This is a genomic window from Phenylobacterium composti DSM 19425, assembly GCF_059568645.1.
Map to the genome: position 1 here is coordinate 357954 of NZ_JCANTT010000013.1, position 21108 is coordinate 379061.

The following is a 21108-nucleotide window of genomic DNA, read 5'->3' on the forward strand; positions in this document are numbered from 1 at the left end:
GGCCCCGCTCGAGCCCGTGCGCCCGCCGACCCAGCGGTTCACCCGCATCGGCGTGCTCTCCGCGCTGTTGATCCTGGCCCTCTACACCCTGGCCGCCGTCGTCCGGCTGGCGGCGGGGCCGCTGGGGGCGGCCGAGCAGCTGCTGTGGCTCATCGCGCCCCTGGTTATCGCCTTCGGCCTGGGCGTCCTGCTGTTCCTGGAGAGCGGCCGGGTGGAGCGGGCCCACGCCGCCTTCACCGATTCCGAGCAGCGCTTCCGCATGGCCGTGGAGGCCGCCCGCTGCGGCATCTGGGAATGGGACCTGGCCACCGACCGCATCTTCATGTCCGAGGTCACCGCCGCCCTGTTCGGGTGGCGCGGCGGGGTGGTGGACGGCCAGGCGGTGCTCGACCGGGTCTCCCCCGGCCACCGGGACGGCCTGCGCGAGGCCCTGGCCACCGCCGCCATTCGCGGGGACTTCGACGTCAGCTTCCGCGTGCCCAGCTTGGCGGGCGGCCGGCCGGTCTGGATCGACGCCCGGGGCCGCGGCTTCGGCGAGGCGCCCGAGGGCGGTTACGCCCGGATCATCGGCGTCGCCCTGGACGTCACCGAGGAGCGCCTAGCCCAGGCCCGGGCCCAGCAGGCCGAGAGCCGCCTGCGCGACGCCATCGAGAGCGTGTCCGAGGCCTTCGTCCTGTGGGACCGGCACGGCCGGCTGCTGATGTGCAACCACAACTACCGAGACTATTTCCAGGTGGACCCCATCCTGCTGAACACCGGCGTCGGCCGCGAGCAGGTGGAGCGCGCGGCGCGCCGGGCGATCCGGCGGGAGTATCCCGCCCCGGGCGGCCGTCCCGGGGTGCGCGAGGCGGAGCTGGCCGACGGCCGCTGGGTGCAGATCTCGGAACGCCCAACCGCCGAGGGCGGCCTCGTGGTCACCGCCGCCGACATCACCGTGCTCAAGGCCCAGGAGGAGGCCCAGCGGCTCAAGGAGGAGGAGCTGCGCCGGGTGGTCGAGACCCTGGAGCGCAGCCAGGAGCAGCTTTCGGAACTGGCCCGCAAGTACGAGGCCGAGAAGATTCGCGCGGAAGGGGCGAGCCAGGCCAAGTCCGAGTTCCTGGCCAATATGAGCCACGAGCTGCGGACGCCTCTGAACGCCATCAACGGCTTCTCCGAGATCATGGTGGGCGAGATGTACGGCCCCCTGGGCGATCCCCGCTACCGCGACTACGCCCGGGATATCCTGAGCTCGGGCCAGCACCTGCTGGCGCTGATCAACGACATTCTCGACATGTCGAAGATCGAGGCCGGCAAGATGACCTTGCGGTTCGAGCCCTGCTCGCTGGAGGAGATCGCCGAGGACGCCCTGCGCCTGGTCCGCAACCGCGCCGAGAGCGCCGGCCTGACCCTGGTGATGGACTTCGTGGAACTGCCGGACGTGGAGGCCGACTACCGGGCGGTGAAGCAGGTGCTGCTGAACCTGCTCTCCAACGCCATCAAGTTTACCCCCCGCGGCGGCCGGGTGACGGTGCGGGCCGAGCGCCGGGACGATCCCCTGGGCGAGCGGGTGCGGATCAGCGTCATCGACACCGGCATCGGCATCTCCCCCGACGACCTGGAGCGCCTGGCCCGGCCGTTCGAACAGGTGGAGACCCAGCACGCCAAGACCCAGCAGGGCACGGGCCTGGGCCTCGCCCTCACCAAGGCCTTCGTGGAGATGCACGGCGGGCTGCTCGACCTGAAGAGCGCCGGCATCGGCGAGGGCACGACGGCCAGCTTCAGCCTCCCCCTCCGCCAGAGCCAGGCCGCCCGGGCGGCCTGAGGCCGGCGGCTCAGGGCCGCACCACCGCCTCGTAGGCCTTGCGCGCCCGGGCCTGGGCGTCGGCCAGCTTCTTCTTCAGGCTGCGGAACTCGCGCACGCCCCCCGCCCGGGCGAGCAGGGCCCGGTAGGCCTTGGGCTCGTCGCTTGGGTCGGCGTTGTCCTCCAGCGCCACCTTGAGGAGCTGGGTGAGGTCCTGCTGCAGGCGCCAGGCGGCCAGCAGCGCCTCCACCGGCTCGGCCTCGGCCAGGCCCGCCGCCCGGAAGGCCGCCAGGGCGTCGGCGGTGTTGGGCGACAACGGGCCGCCCGCCGCCGCGTGGCAGAGCTGGAGGAACTGGGCGGCGAACTCGATGTCCACCAGGCCGCCGGGGCTGAGCTTGAGGTCCCAGTCGCCCTTGGGCGGCCGCTCGCGCTCCATCAGGGCCCGCATCTCGCGCACGTCCCGGGCGGTGGCCGCCCGGTCGCGCGGCCGGCGCAGGGCCGCCTCGATGGCCGCCTCGGCCTTGGCGCGGAAGGCCTCCGAGCTGGCCCACACCACCCGGGCCCGGGTCAGGGCCAGAAGCTCCCAGGTTTCGGCCTCGCCCTGGTAATACGGCTCGAAGGCCGCCATGGACACGGCCACCGGCCCCTTGGTCCCCGAGGGGCGCAGCTGCATGTCCACCTCATAGAGGGTCCCCTCGGCGGTGGGCGAGGACAGGGCCGCGATCAGTCGCTGGGTGAAGCGGCCGTAGAAGGTGGAGGCGTCCCAGCCCTTCACCGCGCTCATCCCCGCCGGATCGGCTGCCCGATAGAGGGTCATGAGGTCGAGGTCGGAGCTGGCGCTCATCTCCCGCGAGCCGCACTTGCCCAGGGCCACCACCGCCACCTCGCCCTCGAAGGCGCCGCCCAGCCGCTCGGCCTCGGCCAGGGACGGCGGGGCCAGGGCCCGGATGCAGACGTCCGCCAGGTCGGCGAAGGCCTTGCCGGCCACCTCGGCGCTGGCCGTGCCGCTCATCACCTGCACCCCCACGCGGAAGGCCTGCTCGCGATGGATGCGGCGCACCACGTCCATGGCCGCCTCGAAGCCGCCCGCCCGCCCCACGGCCTCGGTCATCAGGGCCTCGTCCTCGGCCACGTCGATGGGGGCGAAGAAGGCCGGGTCCAGCATGGCGTCGATGGCTGCCGGCCGCCGGGCGAGGGTGGCGGCCAGCCGCGGCGCGAAGGCCATGACCTGGACGATCAGCTCGAACAGCCGCGGCTGGGCCAGGAACAGGGACTGCAGCTGGACGCCCGTGGAGAGGCCGGCGAAGAAGTCCGAGAAGCGGTTGAAGGCCGGGTCCGGCGCCCCCGTCGCCTGGGCCGCCTCCAGGAGCTTGGGCGCAAGGCGCGTGAACAGCTCCCGCCCCCGCTCCGTCCGGGTGGCGGGGATGGTGCCGTGGTGCCAGCTGCGGATGGTCTGCGACACCCGCGCGGGGTTGGAGAAGCCCATCCGCTGGAGCGTGGCCAGGGTCTCGGGATCGTCGTCCACGCCGGTGAACACCAGGCTGCCGAACCGGGACGACAGCGGCTCTTCCTCGGCGAACAGCTCGCCGTAGCGGGCGTTCACGCCCTTGAGCACCCGGGTGATGGCCGCATCGAAGCTCTGCAGGCGCTCATAGCCCGACAGGGCCGCCACCCGCCGCCGTTCGGGATCGCTCTCGGGCAGGCGGTGCGTCTGCTCGTCGGCCAGCATCTGGATGCGGTGCTCGACGCCGCGCAGGAGGCGATAGGACTCGGTAAGCTGGGCCGCCGCCTCGGCGGTCACATGGCCCGCATCGCGCAGGGCCGCCAGGGCGTCCAGGGTGCGCGGGCTGCGCAGCTCGGGGTGGCGCCCGCCGAGGATCAGCTGCTGGGTCTGGACGTAGAACTCGATCTCGCGGATGCCGCCGCGGCCCAGCTTGAGGTCCACCCCCTTGGCCGAGACCCGCTCGTCGACCTTGTGGGCGTGGATCTGCCGCTTGATGGAATGGATGTCGGCGATGGCGGCGAAGTCGAGGTTCTTGCGCCAGATGTAGGGGACCAGCTCGCGCAGGAAGGCGCGGGCCGCGGGCAGGTCGCCGGCGCACGGCCTAGCCTTGATGAAGGCCGCCCGCTCCCAGTTCTGGCCCACAGTCTCGTAGTACTCCAGGGCCGCCGGCACCGGCACGGCGGGCGGGGTGGACGACGGGTCGGGCCGCAGGCGCAGGTCCATGCGGAAGACGTAGCCGTCGGCGGTGCGCGCCTGCATCAGGTCGGACACCCGGTGGGTCAGCCGCACCGCGAAGGCCTGGGGCTCCACGTCGGGGGCCAGCACCTCGGCCAGGGGCTCGGGATCGAAGAAGACCGAGACGTCGATGTCGCTGGAATAGTTCAGCTCGAAGGCGCCCTGCTTGCCCATGGCGATGCAGAACCAGCCGGGGACCGGCCCCGTCTCGCCCCCGGCCCCGCCCTCCGCCGCGCCCAGCCGCGTGAGCCGCCCGGCCGCCAGCTCGCCCCGGGCCGCCGACCACAGGGTCGCAGAGACCGAGGCGTCGGCGAAGCGCGTGAGGGCGCCGGTCACCTGGTCGAGATCCCAGACTCCGCCCAGATCGGCCAGGGCGGTGAGGAGGTGCAGCTCCTGCTTCAGCAGCCGCAGGGGCTCGGCCGCCTGTTCCGGGGCGAGTTCGGCCACCGCCGCCGTGCGCGCCAGGAGGTCGTCCAGTCGGGCGTCCGGGTCGCTGTCGAGCAGGGCCGCCAGCCGCCTGGGGTCGCGCCGGGCGAGGCCCGCGAGGTAGGGGGCGGCCCCGAACACGGGCGCGAGCGCCGGCCAGGCCGCTTCCAGCGCCGGGGTCCAGACGGCGTCGGCGATAATCTCCCGCGCCCGCTCGGCCGCCTTGGCGTCGGCGATGGGTCCGCACGGCGTCAGCCGATCGCTCAGTTTCTCGGTCTTGCCCGCGGTCATCCGACGCCCAACATCCATCACATCACGAGGGGGGAAGACATGACCATCGCAAGCTGGCTCGCCCTGCCGCAACTGTCTCGGGGCGCCGACGCCGCCCTGCTGCTCACCCGCGTCACGGTGGGGGCGTTCCTCATCTGGGGCGTCTCCGACAACATCCTGAGTGCTGAGGACATGGCCAAGTTCGCGGCCTTCCTCAAGCAGTACGGCTTTCCGGCGCCCGAGCTGATGGCGCCGCTGGGTGTCGCCGTGCAGGCCCTGTGCGGGGCGCTGTTCGTGGCCGGCCTCGCCACCCGCTGGGCGGGCCTGCTGTGCGCCCTGAACTTCGTCATCGCGATCGTCATGGTGGACCAGCACCTGGGGGTGCGCGGCGCCTATCCGGCCTGGTCGCTGGTGCTGATCGGCCTGATCCTGGCCACGGTCGGCCCGGGCCGCTACGCCCTCGACGCCCGGATCAGACCCGCGGCAGAATGAGGGCCACCCGAAGGCCCGGGCCCATGTCGCCCACCTTGCCCGGACCTTCGTCCAGCTCCAGCCGTCCGCCGTGGGCCTCGGCCACCGCCGCCACCAGCGACAGGCCCAGGCCCGCCCCCGGCTCGTTGCGGCTGTTCTCCAGGCGCACGAAGCGCTGGATCACCCGCTCGCGGTCGGCGTCGGGCACGCCCGGCCCGGTGTCGGTGACCGAGAACTCCACCTCGCCCGACGAGCGGCGGCGTACGCGCAGCATGATCGCCCCACCCTCCGGGGTGTATTTCACAGCGTTGTCGAGGATGTTGGCCAGGGCCTGGGCCAGGAACTCCCGGTTGCCGCGCACGGTCAGGCCCTTGGCGAACTCGGCGTCGAAATCCAGGCCCTTGTCCTCGCACAGGGGCTCGTACAGCTCGGCGATGTCGGCCCCGAGCTCGGCGGGGTCGAACACCACCGGGTCCGGCGCCTGGCCGGCGGCCTGCAGCCGGGCGATGGACAGCACCGCCCCGAAGGTCTTCAGCACCCCGTCGGTGTCGGTGAGCGCCTGGGCCAGGGCCTCGCGCGGATCGCCCTTGCCCGCCTCCGCGTCGAGATAGGCCGCCTCCAGCCGGGCTCGCAGCCGGGTGAGCGGCGAGCGCAGGTCGTGGGCGATGGCGTCGCCGGCGTGCCGGTGGCCGGCCATGGAGCGCTCCAGCCGGTCGAGCATCTCGTTCACGCCCTGGGCCAGTTCGTCGAACTCGTCCCGGGTGCCGCGGACATGGGCCCGAGCGCCCAGCTCGCCGTTGCGGACCCGGTCGACCACGTCGTTGAGGCTCTGCATCGCCCGCGAGACGTTGCGGCTCACCAGGATGCCGCCGGCGAGGCCGAGGATGACCACCAGCACCACCGCGCCCCAGAGGGCGTTGACGATCTTGCCCACATAGGCCTCGTCCGCCGCCACGTCGGCGCCGACGAACAGGATTTCACCGCCGCCCAGGCGCTGCTGCAGGCCCCGGGCGGGATGCTTCACCTCGCGCCCCTGACCGTCGAGATCGGTGACCTGGAAGGTCGCCCAGGCCGGCGCGCCGGTGAAATCCTCGATCGGGCTTTCCTCGATCGAACCCGAGATGCGCCGCTGGTCGCGGTCCATCAGCAGATAGAGGAACGGCCGCTCGCTGGCGGCCCGCTCGATCAGGGACTGGTTCACCGCATCCACGCCCGCCCGGTCATAGACGTCGGTGAGCGAGCGCATCTCGCGCCGGATCTCCTGATCCGTGCGGCGGGTCGCCTCGCCGGCGGTGGCCACATAGATGTAGGCGAGGAAGGCCGAGGCCGCGCTGGCGAACAGCGCCAGGAACAGCAACGTCAGCCGGAACGGCGTGGTCCGGAAGATGCGCGGCAGGCGCATCGGCGCCTCAGGCGTCCAGCCGGTAGCCCGCGCCCCGCACGGTCTGCAGCATCGGGCGGTCGAAGCCCTTGTCGATCTTCGAGCGCAGCCGCGAGATGTGGACGTCGATGACGTTGGTCTGCGGGTCGAAGTGGTAGTGCCAGACCTTCTCCAGCAGCATGGTGCGCGTCACCGACTGGCCGGCGTGGCGCATCATGAACTCGAGGAGCTGGAACTCCCGGGGCTGGAGGTCGATCTCCTTGCCCTGGCGGTGGACGGTGCGGGCGATGAGGTCCATCTCCAGCTCGCCCACCCGCAGCAGGGTCTGGACCGAGCCGGTCTCCCGGCGACGGGCCAGGGCCTCGACCCGGGCGATCAGCTCGGCGAAGGCGTAGGGCTTGACCAGATAGTCGTCGGCGCCGGCCTGCAGGCCGTCCACCCGGTCGGTCACCTCGCCGAGGGCCGAGAGGAACAGGACCGGCGTGTGGTCCCCCTCCCGGCGCAGGGTCTCGACGAGCTGCACCCCGTCCATCTTGGGCATCATGCGGTCGACGATCATCACGTCGAACCCGCCGTCGGCCTTGCGGGCCTCGGCCAGGCCCTGCTCGCCGTCGGCCGCCGTCACGCAGTCGTGGCCGGCCTCGGTGAGGCCGCGGGCCATGACGCCCGCCGCCTCGAGGTCGTCTTCGACGATCAGGATTCGCATGTGATTCCCGCCCCCAGAGCTTTCGGACAGACTATTCCGAAACCTTCAGCGGCAGGAAGGACGTGCGGCCGTTGCGGAAGACCCCGACCAGCACGCTGGTGCGGCCGGCCTTCTTGGCGGCGTCCACCACGGCGACGAGGTCCGCGGCGCTGGTCACCGCCCGGTCGTTGGCGCGCGTGATGACGTCGCCCCGGCGCAGGCCCTTGGCCCCGGCGTCCGACCCCTGCTCGACGCTCTCGACGAGGGCGCCGCGCACGCCGGCCGGCAGGTTCAGGCGCTGGCGGGCGGTATCGTCCAGGACGCCCAGCTTCATGCCCAGCACCGGAGCCGCAGCCGCCGGGCCGCCCGGCGCGCCGGGAACGCGCGAGCCGCCGAGGTTGTCGTTGGCCGCCAGGTCACGCTCCGACGGACGCACGCCCGAGCGGACGGTCAGCGACTGGCGGCGGCCCTCGCGGATGATGTCCAGGCGCAGGTTGTCGCCGGGCTTGGCCCGGGCCACCTGGCGGGTCAGTTCGGACGAGGAGCGCACCGCCTGGCCGTTGATGGCGGTGACGATGTCGCCCACCTGCAGGCCGGCCCGCTGCGAGGGACCGCCCGGCGCCAGGTCGGCGACGATGGCGCCCTTCTGGTTGCCCAGCCCCGCGGCCTCGGCCATCTCGGTGGTGAAGTTCTGGATCGTGGCGCCGATGTAGCCGCGCTCGATCTTGCCGCCGCTCATCAGCTGCTTGACGACGCCGTCGGCCACCTCGGCCGGGATGGCGAAGCCGATGCCCACCGAACCGCCCGTGGGCGAGAAGATCGCCGTGTTCACGCCGATCACCCGGCCATAGACGTCGAAGGTCGGGCCGCCCGAGTTGCCCCGGTTGATGGGGGCGTCGATCTGGATGAAGTCGACGAAGGTCTCGCCGATGTCGCGGCCGTAGGCCGAGACGATGCCGGCTGTGGCGGTGCCGCCCAGGCCGAACGGGTTGCCCACGGTGATCACCCAGTCGCCCACCCGCGGACGGGCGGCGTTCTCGAAGTTCACGAACGGGAACGGGCCCTTGCCGGCCGGGACCTTGATCACCGCCAGGTCCGTGGCCTCGTCGCGGCCGACCACCTTGGCCTCGAGCTCGGTCTCGTCCTTGAGGACGACCGTGATCTTCTCGGCGTTCTCGACCACGTGGTTGTTGGTGACGATGTAGCCGTCGGCCGAGACGAAGAAGCCCGAGCCGGCCGACTGCTGGGTCGGCAGGCGCGGCTGGCCGCGCTCGGTCTGGCCGCCGGATTCGTCGTCATCGCCGCCCGGCTGGCGCGGGATGATGTTGAAAGGGAAGCCCGGGATCTGGCGCAGCGAATCGGCGCTGACCCGGCTGGTTACGTTGATCGACACCACCGCCGGCGAAACGCGGTCGAAGATGTCGGCGAACGACATGGGAGCGCCCGGCGGGGGCGCGAAGATGGGCGCGGTGGACGCCTTGATCAGCCCGCCCGCCTCCATCTGGTCAGCGCGCGCCTCAGGCATCCGCATTCCAGCGCCGGCCACAGCCGCCGCCATCACACCGGCGCCGGCGACCGCGCCCAGCAGGTAACCCGTCTTCTTGGAAGTCATCAGCGTCACATTTTCCCTGGTGCGTCCCGCAGGCCGCGGGCGCGCCCGAACAACCTAGGTCGGATGCACGAGAGTGCAACGGCCCTCAAGTTACGTTTAGGCAAACCTGCGCTCAGGATCGCGTCTGATCTTTGGCGCAAACATGTCAGCGGATTTCAGGGTCCGCGATCTTTTCCAAACGACGGGCCTCCTCTTCCGAGAGTTCCACCTCGGGCTGGGGCGTGCGCAGGCGGCGCAGGAACAGGGCCATGCCCGCCAGGACAACCACGAACGGGCCGATCCACAGGGCGAGGTTCCAAGCGTTGAACGAGGGCGTCATCAGCACGAACTCGCCGTAGCGGTCGGTGAGGAAGCGCTTCACCTCGGCCTTGCTCTTGCCGGCCGCCACCTGCTCGCGGACGATCGCCCGCAGGTCCCTGGCCAGATCGGCCTCCGAATCGTCGATGGACTCGTTCTGGCAGACGAGGCAGCGCACATCCCGGAAGATCTCCCGGGCCAGGGCCTCCTGCTGCGGGTCCTGCAGCCGCTCGGCCGGGTCGGACGCCGCCGCAATGGACAGGGCGCCGAAGGCCGCCGCGATCAGCGTCTTGAGCTTCACGCCTTCGTCTCCTCCTCCTTCCGCCGGGCGACCCCCAGGCGCAGGCGCCGGTCGGAGAGGGACACCAGGCCGCCCAGGGCCATGATCGCCGGCCCCACGAAGATCAGCGTCGCCCACGGGTTCCAGTAGGCCCGCACGAGCCAGACGGGCTGGTCCGCCGCCTCCCGGCGCTCGCCGAGCACTAGGTAGATGTGGCTGAGGCCGCGGTAGCACAGGCCCACCTCGCTGGTGGTCTGGCCGCCGGCCGAATAGAGCCGCCGCTCGGGCTTGGCCCGGCATACGACCTGGCCGCCCTTGGTCACGGTCACCGCCCCGCGCTCGGCCTCGTAGTTCGGCCCGGGCGCGGGGGCGATGGACTCCAGCACGACGTGGTAGGCGCCCACGTCCAGGGAGCCGCCCACCGGCAGCGCCTCGGCGGCCTCCACCTTCCAGGTGGTCTCGAACACCGCCCCCAGGACGAAGACGCCCAGGCCCAGGTGCGCCAGGGTCATGCCCCAGGCGCCCCGCGGCAGGCCCCACAGCCGCCGCCAGCTTTCCCCGCCTGGAGCCCGGAACAGGCGGATTCGCTCGAAGATCTCGGCCAGGGCCCCGGCGATCAGCCACACGCCCATGGCCACCCCCGCCGCGCCGAGGCCGTGGCGCGGGGCCACGGCGGCGAACACCACCCAGCCCACGGCCACCGCCACGGCGAAGGCCCACCACAGCCGCTTGACCCCGGCCCTGGCGTCGCCCCGCTTCCAGGCCAGCAGCGGGCCGACGGGGAGCAGGATCATCAGCGCCGTCATCAGGGGCGTGAAGGTGAGGTTGAAGTAGGGCGGGCCCACCGAGATCGCCTCGCCCGTGGCCGCCTCGCGGATCAGCGGGAACAGGGTGCCGAGCAGGACCGTGGCCGTGGCCGCGGTGAGCAGGATGTTGTTCAGCACCAGGGCGCTCTCGCGGCTTACCGGAGCGAACACCCCGCCCTGCTGCAGGCTCGGGGCGCGCCAGGCGAAGAGGGTGAAGCCCAACCCCGCCGTCAGGCCCAGGATGATCAGCAGCAGTACGCCGCGGGTGGGATCCACGGCGAAGGCGTGGACGCTGGTGAGCACGCCTGAGCGCACCAGGAAGGCGCCCAGCATGGAGAAGGTGAAGGCGGCCAGGGCCAGGAACACCGTCCAGCCGGGAAGCGCACCTCGCTTCTCGGTGACCACGGCCGAATGCAGCAGGGCCGCGGCGATCAGCCAGGGCATGAAGCTGGCGTTCTCCACCGGATCCCAGAACCACCAGCCGCCCCAGCCCAGTTCGTAATAGGCCCAGAAGGCGCCGAGGGTGATGCCCACCGTGAGGAACGCCCAGGCGGCCAGGGTCCAGGGCCGCACCCAGCGGGCCCAGGCGGCGTCCACCCGGCCCTCCACCAGGGCCGCCACGGCGAACGAGAACACCACCGACATGCCCACATAGCCCGCATAGAGGAACGGCGGGTGGACGGCGAGGGCCGGGTCCTGGAGCAACGGGTTAAGCGAACGGCCTTCCACCGGCGCCTGCGCCAGGCGGGTGAGCGGGTTCGAGGCGAAGACGGTGTACGCCAGGAAGACCACGCCCAGCAGCCCCTGCGTCCCCACGGTGACGGCCCGAAGGCCCCGGGGCAGGCTACGTCCCAGGCCGGCCGCCGCCGCGCCGAAGCCGGTGAGGGCCAGGCACCACAGCAGCATCGAGCCCTCGTGGCTACCCCACGTCCCGGCCACGCGGTAGAGCAGCGGCTTCTCGGAATGGGAGTTGGCGGCCACATTGGCCACCGAGAAGTCCGAGGTGACGAAGGCGTGCATCAGGGCCGCGAAGGCCACGGCCACGGACAGGAAGGCCGCCAGGGCCGCCCCCTCGCCACCGCCCGCCAGCACCGCCGACCGGCGCCAGCGCGCCGCCCACGACAGCGCCGCCTGGGCGATGGACAGCGCCAGCGCCAGGATGAGCGCGAAGCTCCCGATCTCGGCGATCACTCTGCGGCCCCGCTCCCCTTGGACACATGCTCGGGCCGCTGGCCGTCGCCGTACCACTCGCCCTGATCCTTCAGGGCCTTCTCCACCTCGCGCGGCATGTAGCGCTCGTCGTGCTTGGCCAGCACCCGCTTGGCCTCGAACACCCCGTCGGCCCGGAAGGCGCCGATGGCCACCACCCCCTGCCCTTCACGGAACAGGTCCGGCAGGTCGCCCTGGAAGACCACGCGGTCGCTGGCCTGCTGGTCGGTGACCGTGAACTCCACCCTGCCGTCCGGGTGCTTGACCACCGAGCCGGCGGCCACGAGGCCGCCCAGCTGGATCGACCGGCCCGGTTCGGGCTTGGCCGCCTCGGCCTGGCTCGGGGTGTAGAAGAACGAGATCGAGTCCGAGAGGCCCCACAGGGTCAGGCCCACGGCCAGGGCCAGGACCGGCGCGATGGCGGCCACCAGGGTCAGGCGGCGGCGGGCCTTGGGCGACTTGGGCAACCAGCTCATGGGAGAAAGCTCACTGCATGGGGGCCGCGCGGGCGGCCTCGTCCAACTGCCGGAGAATATCGGCCCGGCCGGCGAACCGCGCCTTGGCCTTGCTCAAGGCCGCGTCGCGCTCGGCGATCTGGCCCAGCACCGAATAGGAGCGCACCAGGCGCACCCAGCCCTCAGGATCGTCCGGCTGCTCCTCCAGCTTGGCGGCCAGGCTCGCCACCATGCCGCGGATGGCGTCCAGCTCGGGCGAAGGCTCGCGACTAGGGACGAACCGGCCCTCGGCCCGGGCGATGGCGGCTTCCACATAGGGGCGGCGCTCGTCCCCGGCCGGCAGGTCGGCCAGCAGGGCCCGCAGGTCGGCCGCCGCCTCGGCGCCCTGGCCGTCCTCGGCCTTGGCCTGGGCCAGGTAGAAACGGGCCGAGGCGTCCTTGGGATCGCGGCGCAGCAGTTCGCGGAACACGGCCCGGGCGTCGGCCTCCACCTTGCCGCCGGCCTGCATCACTAGGGCCTCGCCCAGCATCTGACGCAGCTCGGGGCGCTCGGGGGCGATGGCCACGGCCCGCCGCAGAGCGCTGACGGCGGCCGGCATGTTGCCGGATTCGGATTCCACGATGGCCAGCATCCGGTAGCCCTCGGCGTCGTCGCCGCGGCTCTTCAGCACGTCGCGCAGCACGGCGCCGATCTCGGGCGCGGTGAGGGTCTGAAGTTCCTGCTGACGCCAGGCGGCCAGGCGCTTGGCGTAGGGCTGGTCGGGGAAGCCCGGAGCGCCCAGCACCAGATAGAGGCCCAGGGTCAGGGCGGGGACGGCGGCCACCGCCAGCAGCACGCGCCTGCGCGCCCTGGGCTCGGCGCCCCAGGCCTCGGCCTTGGCGTCGGTGGCGGCCAGCAGACGGCGGGCGGCCTCGGCATGGGCGCTCTTGCGCTCGGCCTCGCCCATCAGGCCGCGGTCGGCCAGCTCGTCGATCTCGGCCAGCTGCCGACGGTAGAGGGCGGCGGCGGGATCGCCCGTCGATTCGGGAGCGCCGGCGCGGGCGGCGCGCATCAGGATCAGGGCTGCGGCGGCGGCCGTCAGCGCACCGGCTGCGACCCAGAACACGATCATGCGGGGGCTTTAGCCGAAACTTCCGGAGGGAGCGAGCGCCACGTCTCACCTCGCCCTGCGTCGTGGCGTCTTCCGACGGGCGGCCGTCAGCCCCAGCGTTCGGCGGGCGGGTCTGGGGGCTCGTCGTCCAGGAGCTGCGGGGCTTCGGGGTTGACGGCGCCAGCGGCGCGGCGGCGCACCAGTTCGGCGGCCTTTTCCCCGCGGATCAGCAGGCTGAGGCCGGCGGCCACCTCGAGGAACGCCAGGGCGACGGCCTCGTCCTCGGCGTCGCCGGTCTTCAGAAGGTCGACCACCTCGTCGACGTAGCTGTCGATGTGCTCGCCGACGGCCTCCAGCATCTTGCCACGGGCCGCGGCGAAGCCGCCGTAGTTGGCGCTGGTGCGCACCTCCTGCACGAAGGTCAGGAGGGTCGTGGCCCGGCGGATGATCCGGGCGTCGGGCGATACGCCAAGGCAGGGCAGCGGACGGCGGATGCGCTTCAGGCGGGCGCGTTCGGTGGGCAGGGCCTGGATCGCGTACTTCTCGGCCTCGCGGATGCGGCCCTCCACCACTCCCGCCAGGGACGCCTTCTGCTTGGCGATGAGGCGGCCCCAGCCGCGCTCCTTGGCGAGATCCACATAGGTCTCGAGCTCGGTGATCTGCAGGGTGATCAGCTCCACCCGCCGGCCGGCCTCCCGGGCCGCCTCCGGACCGCCGTCCGCGTCCAGCCGGGCGATGGCCCGGAGCGAGGCGTCGATCTCGTCCATCAGGCGCTCGCCGAAGCCCGCCATCTCGGAGTCGGCCAGGTAGCGCTCGTTGGGCTTGTCCATCACCTCGCAGATGATCCGCAGGACCATCCACGGATGCTCCATCTGGGCGGCCAGCATCTCGAAGAAGCGTGGCCCCGCGTCCTCGGAGACGGCCACGGCGTCCTTGTAGGCGAGGCGCGCGGCGGCGGCCGAACCGCCGCTGAACGAGGCCAGCCATTCGGGGATGCGCGGAATGGCCCGCCGCAGCACCGGCGACAGGTCGAGGCAGGCGGCCAGCTCCTCTCCACCGCCGGGCCGGGCCGCGTCGGCCAGCTCCGCCGCCTCGCGGAACAGCGGGTACTGCCGCGAGCGCAGGCCATAGGCGGCGATCCGGGCCAGCTGGTCGAAGACCTCGGCCGACATCTCCTCGTCGAAGAACTCGCCGAAGGCCGTCTCGGCCTCACGCACCTCCTCGGCGGCGGTTGCGCGCAGCCCCCGCCAGATCAGCGGCAGGACGCCGGCCGGAAAGGTCAGCGACCGCTCCGAGCGCCCGTCGCCGACGCACATGGGGGCGATGGCCTGAAGCACCGTGTTGCGCAGGCGGCGCTCGCCCACCTCCATGTCTACCAGCCGGCGCACGCTGCCGAGGGCGGAGCCCTCGCTCGTCTCGGCCAGGGCGAGTTGCAGCCCGCCCACGATCTTGTCGGGGGCCGACTCCACCAGGCTCCGGACGATGTCGATCTTGCGCTGCGACAGCGCGGTCATGGGCCGGGACTCCAGCGAACACCGGTTCGCGAGTTCAGGGTGCACGAGGCCGAGTTAAGGGAGTCCGAAGCCGCGGCTTGAGGACGCGCTCAGGCCGCCGCGCGGGGCAGGCGGATGGTGAGCATCAGGCCGCCCAGCCGGGAATCGCCCAGCTCCAGCGTGCCGCGATAGGCCCGGGCCAGTTCGTCGATGATCGACAGCCCCAGGCCCGAGCCCGGGGCGCTCTCGTCCAGGCGGGCGCCGCGCTTGACCACCTCCTCGCGCCGATCGGGCGGCAGGCCGGGGCCGTCGTCCTCGATGGTGAGGACCATCCGCTCCTCGCCGTCCGGCGCGGCCCTCACCCGCACCCGGCGGCGGCCCCACTTGCCGGCGTTCTCCATGCCGTTGCCGGCGATCTCCATGAAGTCCTGGCGCTCGCCCAGGAAGAACAGGTCGTCGGGGGCGTCCCAGTCGATTTCCAGCCCCTTGTCCTGGAAGATGCGCTCCAGGGTGCGGGCGAGTTCGTCCAGCACCTCGGAAACATCGGTGCGTTCGCCTGGCCCCTGCGTCCTGGCCGCCGCTCGGGCCCGGCGCAGGTGGTGGTCCACCTGCTGGCGCATGGCCGCGGTCTGGCGGGTGACCACCTCGGCCAGAGGCCCCGGATGCAGCTCGGCCTCGGCCAGCATCACCGAGATCGGGGTCTTCAGGGCGTGGGCCAGATTGCCCACATGGGTGCGCTGGCGCTCCACAGTCTCCTGGTTGTGGCGCACCAGGGCGTTCAGCTCCTCGGCCAGAGGCTCAAGTTCGGTGGGATAATCGTCGCTGAGCTTCTCGGCCTTGCCCCGGCGCACGTCGGCCACTTCGCGCTGCAGGCGGTACAGGGGGCGCAGGCCCACCTGCACCTGCAGCACCACGGCCAGGATCAGGCCCGCGCTCAGCAGGGCGAAGGCCGCCGCCGTGGCGACCATGAAGTTGCGCACGTCGCGGTCGATGGGCCGGCGGTCCTCGGCGGCCATGAAGATCACCGGCTGCTCGTGGCCGTAGAAGGTGGTCCAGCGGGCCAGCACCCGCACGCGCTCGCCCGGCTGCGGCCCCTGGGCGTCGAACGCTACGGGCCTGCCCGGATCGGCCCGTAGCCGCGCCACCACCTCGGGCGGGGTCTCCAGCTCGGCGTCGAACAGCGAGCGGGAGGTCAGGCCCTCGATGGCCTCGGCCGTGCCGTCGGGCATCGGCTGGGCCACCTGCCAGTAGCGCCCGGAGAGCGCCCGCAGGGCCCGAAGGTCGGTGAGCGCCGGGGCCACCACCTGGCCATCCTCGATAGTCGAGCCGGCGATCAGATTGTCGATCAGGTCGGAGAGGCTGGCGTCGAACCTGCGCAGGGCCGCCTGCTGGAACAGCAGCGCCAGCACCACCGCCACGATGACCAGGGCCGCGAAGCTCCAGCCCACGGCCAGCAGCACCAGCCGCCGGGCGAGCGACGGGCGGCGGAGCGCGGCGGGAAGCGCCCGCGTGAGGCTCAAGGCCGGATCACGCCGTCTCGCCCGCCCCGAGCTCCTCCTCGGGGCAGATCAGCCGGTAGCCCAGGCCACGGACGGTCTCGATGCGCTCTGGGCCGATCTTCTTGCGGACCCGGCCGATGAACACCTCGATGGTGTTGGAATCGCGGTCGAAGTCCTGGTCGTACAGGTGCTCCACCAGTTCGGTGCGGCTGATCACCCGACCCTGGTGCATCATCAGATAGTGCAGCAGCCGGTACTCCAGCGAGGTCAGCCGGAGCGGCTCGCCGTTGACGCTGGCCCGGGCCGCGCGCGGGTCGAGGCGCAGGCCGCCACAGGCGAGGTTCGGCGTGGCGTGGCCCGCCGAGCGCCGCAGCAGGGCGCGCAGCCGCGCCAGCAGCTCCTCGGTGTGGAAGGGCTTGGTGAGATAGTCGTCGGCGCCGGCGTCGAAGCCCGCCACCTTCTCGCTCCAGGCGCCCCGGGCGGTGAGGATCAGCACCGGCGTGGTCATGTTCTCGCGCCGCCAGCGCTCCAGCACCGACACCCCGTCCACCTTCGGCAGGCCGAGGTCGAGGATGATGGCGTCGTAGGGCTCGGTCTCGCCCAGGAACTGCGCCTCCTCGCCGTCTGGGGCGTGGTCCACCGCATAGCCGGCGTCGGCCAGGGCGAGCTTCAGCTGCCGCGACAGGTCCGGATCGTCTTCGACAAGCAGGATGCGCAAGGTCCGCGTCCTTCCTTCTTCTTGTTTCCGTCAGCCCCGATCAGCCGCCCTGCCGGCCGATGATCTGGCCCGACTCGGCGTCCACCACGAAGACCACCACCCGGCCGTTCGGCAACTGCCACTGGACGAAGTAGGCGGGCCGCCCCCCGGAATCGCCCTGCATGGTGTTCAGGTGACGTCCCCCGTTGCGGGAGGCGATCATCCCCAGAACGCGCGAAAGCGGGACCTGGCGTCCGGAGCGCACGCCCTCCCGGGCCTGTTCCTGGTCCCCCCGGCCGGCGCCGAAAACCGGGCGGCCCATGTCCTGGGCCGAGGCGGCCGCCGGGACCGCCACGGGGGCCACGGCGCCGGCGAGCAGGACAGCGATGGCGAAGAGGCGCTTCATGGAAACTCTTCTAGGCGCCCGGGACTGAACCCGGGCTGAACGCCACCCTTAACTCAGGTTCGGCGGCGGGGCGAATACGGCCTGGCTTTGCGCATGTCCTGGGCCAGGATCTCCAGCGCCGGGTCAGGCTCCTCCGGCAGGGTGACCACCAAGCGGGCGAAGAGGTCGCCGCGATTGCCCCTGGCGTCGGACAGGCCCCTGCCCTTCAGCCGAAGCTTGGACCCGGAGTTGGCGCCCTTGGGAATGGTCAGGGTCACCGGCCCGTCGGGGGTCGGCGCCTCGACCTTCCCGCCGAGGACGGCGTCGTAGAGCGTCACCGGCAGGTCCATGACCAGCACCTCCCCCTCGCGCTTGAAGATGGGGTGCGGCGCGATGGAAAGTTCGATGAAAGCGTCCCCCGGCCCGGACCGGCCCGGCTGGCCCTGCCCCTTCAGGCGAAGGGTCTGGCCGTCCTGAGCGCCCTTGGGGATCGAGACGTCGATGGTGCGGCCGTCCGAGAAGGCGATCCGCCGCTTGCCGCCGAGGATGGCGTCGGTGAGGTCGATCTCCAGCTTGGCCCGGACATCCGCGCCGCGCTGGGAGAAGCCGCCGAAGCCGCCGCCGCGCCCGCCCCGGGCGCCGCCCGCCCCGCCGAACATCTCGCCCAGGATGTCGCCCAGGTCGACGCCCTCGAAGGTCTCGGACCGATAGGTGCGACCGCCGCCGAAGCCGCCCGACGGCCCTGCGCCGCCCCACGGGCCGCCCCCGCCGCCGAAGCCGCGGAAGGTCTCGCGCCCGTCGGCGTCGATTTCGCCGGCGTCGTACTTCCGGCGTTTCTCGGGATCACCCAGGATGTCGAAGGCGGCGCTGACGCGCTTGAAGCGCTCCTCGGCCTCCTTGTTGTTGGGGTTGGTGTCCGGATGGTTGGCCTTGGCCAGCTTGCGGAAGGCCTTGCGGATCTCGTCCGCCGAAGCGCTCCGGGATACGCCCAGCTCCTGATAGGGGTCGCGCGCCAAGCTCTTAAGAACCTCTGCCTCTGGAAACCTGTTTCGGTGCGACTTCTAGATTGGGCGAGCCTCACCGTCACGCAAGGCCGACTGTGGCAATTTTACCACAGGACTGTCCCGGCCCGGTCGCGCTAGGGACAGGCCATGGTCAATCGACCCGACAAGCCCTCCTGGACCCGTTTGTTCTCCTTCCGCGGCCGCGCCGGGCGCGGCGAATACTGGCGCCTGCTGGGCCTGTCCGTGCTGGCCGGCGTCGGCATTTCGGCCCTCGCCCTGGTTCCGGGCGGGCAGGTGATCGGCGTGCCCCTGAGCCTGGCCGCCAATGTAGTGCAGTGGGCGGTGATCGCCCGCCGCCTGCACGACCTCGGCCGCTCGGGCTGGTGGCAGGTTCCGGCCACGGCCCTGGGCATGGCCGCGGCGGTCAACATCCTGTCCATGGGGCCGGAGGGCATCGAGAAGAACACCGGCATGGCCAGCGCCATGCTGCTGTCGATGACGCTCTATTTCGCCTTCCTCGGCGTGATGGGCGCCGTGCGCGGCGATCCGGGCGCCAACCGCTGGGGCGAGCCGCCGGCCGGGGCCCCTCGCCCCTAGTCGTCGCCCCGCTCGTCCACCAGGTCCCAGGCGGCGAAGTCCAGGGCGTCCTCCGGATCGGACAGGGCGGCCTCGCTCACCGTCTGCCCGCGCACCGACACCCCCGCGCGATGGACGCTCTCGGGATCGCCCGAGATCAGCGGATGCCAGTCGGCCAGGTCCCGCCCCTCGTGCAGGCGCCGGTAGGCGCAGCTCTTGGGCATCCACTCCAGCGCCTCGATGTTGTGCGGCGTCAGCTTGATGCAGTCGGGCACATGGGCCTTGCGGTTGGCGTAGTCGCTGCAGCGGCAGACCTCGGGATCGAACAGCTTGCAGTGGACCCGGGTGGGGATGACCTCGCCGGTCTCCTCGTCCTCGAACCGCACCAGGCAGCAGAGGCCGCAGCCGTCGCAGAGGCTCTCCCACTCGGCCACGGTCATTTCTTCGAGCGTCTTGCGTCGCCAGAAGGGGTCGCGGGAGGGTTCGCCAGCCATCGCGCCCAAATAGGCCGCTGCGCCCGCCAACCCAAGCGCGACGTGTGGTCCTTCCCCCCGGCGCGCCGAACCTCTATCTCCCCGCCCCCATGAGAGCGCCCATCCTCGCCCTGAAGGACGTCCGCCTGGCCGACGGCCCCCGCATGCTGTTCGACGGGGTGGACATCGGCCTGGAGCCGCGGGTGCGCGCCTGCCTGGTGGGCCGCAACGGGGCGGGCAAGTCGACCCTGATGCGGATCATCGCCGGGCTCATCGAGGCCGACAGCGGCGAACGGGTGATCACGCCCGGCACGCGGGTGGCCATGGTGCTGCAGGAGCCCGAGATCACCGGCGCCACCCTGCTGGACTACGCCATGGCCGGCGGCGCCCCCGCCCACCGGGCCGAGGCCGAGCTGGAAGCCTTCGGCCTCGATCCCCAGAAAGCGGCCCAGGGCCTCTCGGGCGGCGAGACCCGACGGGCGGCCCTGGCCCGGGCCTTCGCCGAGGAGCCGGACGTCCTGCTGCTGGACGAGCCCACAAACCACCTCGACATCCTGGCCATCGAGACCCTGGAGCAGGCCATCGCCGAGAGCCGGGCGGCCATGCTGATCGTCAGCCACGACCGCGCCTTCCTGGAGCGCGTCACCGGCCGCTGCTTCTGGCTCGAGCACCGCCAGGTCCGGCGCCTCGACCGCGGCTTCAGGGAGTTCGACGGTTGGGTCGAGAAGATCGAGGCCCAGGAGGCCGAGGAAGCCCGCCGCCTCGACAAGGCCATTGAGCGCGAGCGCCACTGGCTGGCCCGGGGCGTCACCGCCCGCCGCGCCCGCAACGAAGGCCGCCGCCGGCGCCTGATCGCCATGCGCGAGGCCAAGGCCGAACGGCTGAAGGAAGCGCGAGGCAGTCTCAACATGGGCCTGGCGAGTTCGGGGGTGTCGGGCCAGCGGGTGGTGGAGGCCAAGGGCCTCTCCAAGGCCTTCGGCGAGCGGGTGATCCTCAAGCACTTCTCCACCCGCATCATCCGCGGCGACCGGGTGGCCATCGTCGGCCCTAACGGGGCGGGCAAGACCACCCTCGTGAAGCTGCTGCTGGGCGAGATTCCGGCCGACTCCGGCGAGGTGAAGCTCGGCGCCAACCTCACCGTCTCCTACATCGACCAGGCCCGGGCCGGGCTGAAGGACGACATGACTGTCCGCGACGTGCTCACGCCCCATGGCGGCGACCAGGTGATGGTGCGCGGGACGCCCAAGCACGTGAACGGCTACGCCAAGGACTTCCTGTTCACCGAGCTGCAACTGCGCCAGCCGGTGAAGAGCCTGTCCGGGGGCGAACGCAACCGCCTGCTGCTAGCCCGCGCCCTGGCCAATCCGGCCAATGTCATGGTCCTGGACGAGCCCACCAACGACCTCGACATGGACACCCTCGACCTGCTCGAGGACCTGCTGGCCGACTACGACGGCACCCTTATCCTGGTGAGCCACGACCGCGATTTCATCGACCGTCTGGCCACCTCCACCATCGGCCTCGACGGGACGGGACGGGCCGTGGAGACCCCCGGCGGCTGGCAGGACTTCATGAGCCAGAACCCGGGCTTCTTCGGGCGGGTGGCCCCGCCGCCTCCGCCGAAGGCCGAACCGAAGCCCGAGCCGAAGGCCGCGGCCCCGCGCCCGGCCGCGCCGGCCAAGCTGAGCTTCAAGGAGCAGCGGCGGCTCGCCGAGCTGGACGCCCTGATCCAAGATCTCCCCGGCAAGATCGCCACCCTGGAGACCGCCCTCGCCGATCCCGAGCTCTATTCCAAGGACCCGTCGGCCTTCGATCGCTACAGCCGCGCCCTGGAGGCCGCCCGCACCCAGCTGGCCGCCGCCGAGGAGGAGTGGCTGGCGCTGGAAGAACGGCGCGAGGCGCTGGAGGCGGGGCGCTAGCGGCTTTCTGTGGACGGTCACAAGCCGTTGAAAACGCAACCTTAGGGGCGCGTTTTCCCGC

General features: G+C 71.9%; 18 protein-coding genes. 4 read left to right on the top strand and 14 right to left on the bottom strand.

What is annotated here, in order from left to right; all coding sequences use genetic code 11:
* Positions 1-16: 16 nt before the first annotated feature.
* The gene (locus BO64_RS08090) at positions 17-1801 is read left to right on the top strand and encodes a sensor histidine kinase (protein ID WP_496402778.1); all 1785 of its coding nucleotides are present in this window, start codon (positions 17-19) and stop codon (positions 1799-1801) included.
* Between the two features lie 10 nt (positions 1802-1811).
* Here the strand turns inward: BO64_RS08090 and BO64_RS08095 are convergent, their stop codons facing one another.
* On the bottom strand, positions 1812-4754 hold the full coding sequence (locus BO64_RS08095; RefSeq protein WP_496402779.1) for a bifunctional [glutamine synthetase] adenylyltransferase/[glutamine synthetase]-adenylyl-L-tyrosine phosphorylase: 2943 nt from the start codon (positions 4752-4754) through the stop codon (positions 1812-1814).
* 21 nt (positions 4755-4775) lie between these two features.
* Here BO64_RS08095 and BO64_RS08100 point away from each other — a divergent pair, with 21 nt between their 5' ends.
* A complete protein-coding gene (locus BO64_RS08100) occupies positions 4776-5207 on the top strand; it encodes a DoxX family protein (RefSeq protein ID WP_496402780.1) in 432 nt (143 codons plus the stop codon).
* Here the strand turns inward: BO64_RS08100 and BO64_RS08105 are convergent.
* From BO64_RS08105 to BO64_RS08160, 12 genes are all read right to left on the bottom strand, one after another.
* On the bottom strand, positions 5188-6588 hold the full coding sequence (locus BO64_RS08105; protein ID WP_496402781.1) for a sensor histidine kinase: 1401 nt from the start codon (positions 6586-6588) through the stop codon (positions 5188-5190). The two genes, BO64_RS08100 and BO64_RS08105, sit on opposite strands and share 20 nt — an antisense overlap.
* 7 nt (positions 6589-6595) lie before the next feature.
* Positions 6596-7273, bottom strand: a complete 678-nt coding sequence (locus tag BO64_RS08110) for a response regulator transcription factor (RefSeq protein WP_496402782.1) — start codon at positions 7271-7273, stop codon at positions 6596-6598.
* Positions 7274-7304: 31 nt separating this feature from the next.
* A complete protein-coding gene (locus BO64_RS08115) occupies positions 7305-8864 on the bottom strand; it encodes a Do family serine endopeptidase (protein ID WP_496402783.1) in 1560 nt (519 codons plus the stop codon).
* Positions 8865-9009: 145 nt separating this feature from the next.
* Complete coding sequence (locus tag BO64_RS08120) at positions 9010-9462, bottom strand: cytochrome c-type biogenesis protein (protein ID WP_496402784.1); 453 nt, start codon at positions 9460-9462, stop codon at positions 9010-9012.
* A complete protein-coding gene (locus BO64_RS08125) occupies positions 9459-11438 on the bottom strand; it encodes a heme lyase CcmF/NrfE family subunit (protein WP_496402785.1) in 1980 nt (659 codons plus the stop codon). Before BO64_RS08125 ends, BO64_RS08120 begins: the two co-directional genes overlap by 4 nt.
* Positions 11435-11932: a cytochrome c maturation protein CcmE gene (gene ccmE / locus BO64_RS08130; RefSeq protein WP_496402786.1), complete on the bottom strand. Its 498-nt coding sequence runs from the start codon at positions 11930-11932 to the stop codon at positions 11435-11437. Before ccmE ends, BO64_RS08125 begins: the two co-directional genes overlap by 4 nt.
* A 10-nt stretch (positions 11933-11942) precedes the next feature.
* Positions 11943-13022 carry a c-type cytochrome biogenesis protein CcmI gene (gene ccmI / locus BO64_RS08135; protein ID WP_496402787.1) on the bottom strand — a complete coding sequence of 360 codons (1080 nt, stop codon included), beginning with the start codon at positions 13020-13022 and terminating at the stop codon, positions 11943-11945.
* A gap of 86 nt (positions 13023-13108) precedes the next feature.
* Positions 13109-14515 carry a hypothetical protein gene (locus BO64_RS08140; RefSeq protein WP_496402788.1) on the bottom strand — a complete coding sequence of 469 codons (1407 nt, stop codon included), beginning with the start codon at positions 14513-14515 and terminating at the stop codon, positions 13109-13111.
* Positions 14516-14604: 89 nt separating this feature from the next.
* The gene (locus tag BO64_RS08145; RefSeq protein WP_496402789.1) at positions 14605-16014 is read right to left on the bottom strand and encodes a sensor histidine kinase; all 1410 of its coding nucleotides are present in this window, start codon (positions 16012-16014) and stop codon (positions 14605-14607) included.
* A gap of 7 nt (positions 16015-16021) precedes the next feature.
* Positions 16022-16711, bottom strand: a complete 690-nt coding sequence (locus BO64_RS08150) for a response regulator transcription factor (RefSeq protein ID WP_496402790.1) — start codon at positions 16709-16711, stop codon at positions 16022-16024.
* Between the two features lie 40 nt (positions 16712-16751).
* A complete protein-coding gene (locus tag BO64_RS08155; protein ID WP_496402791.1) occupies positions 16752-17096 on the bottom strand; it encodes a PepSY domain-containing protein in 345 nt (114 codons plus the stop codon).
* 53 nt (positions 17097-17149) lie between these two features.
* A complete protein-coding gene (locus tag BO64_RS08160; protein WP_496402792.1) occupies positions 17150-18091 on the bottom strand; it encodes a DnaJ C-terminal domain-containing protein in 942 nt (313 codons plus the stop codon).
* 135 nt (positions 18092-18226) lie between these two features.
* Between BO64_RS08160 and BO64_RS08165 the strand changes: the two genes are divergently transcribed.
* Positions 18227-18676 carry a DUF805 domain-containing protein gene (locus BO64_RS08165; RefSeq protein ID WP_496402793.1) on the top strand — a complete coding sequence of 150 codons (450 nt, stop codon included), beginning with the start codon at positions 18227-18229 and terminating at the stop codon, positions 18674-18676.
* Here BO64_RS08165 and BO64_RS08170 read toward each other — a convergent pair.
* The gene (locus tag BO64_RS08170; protein ID WP_496402794.1) at positions 18673-19149 is read right to left on the bottom strand and encodes a YcgN family cysteine cluster protein; all 477 of its coding nucleotides are present in this window, start codon (positions 19147-19149) and stop codon (positions 18673-18675) included. The genes BO64_RS08165 and BO64_RS08170 overlap by 4 nt on opposite strands.
* Positions 19150-19238: 89 nt before the next feature.
* Between BO64_RS08170 and BO64_RS08175 the strand changes: the two genes are divergently transcribed.
* Positions 19239-21047 carry an ABC-F family ATP-binding cassette domain-containing protein gene (locus BO64_RS08175; RefSeq protein WP_496402893.1) on the top strand — a complete coding sequence of 603 codons (1809 nt, stop codon included), beginning with the start codon at positions 19239-19241 and terminating at the stop codon, positions 21045-21047.
* The last annotated feature ends 61 nt before the right edge of the window (positions 21048-21108 follow it).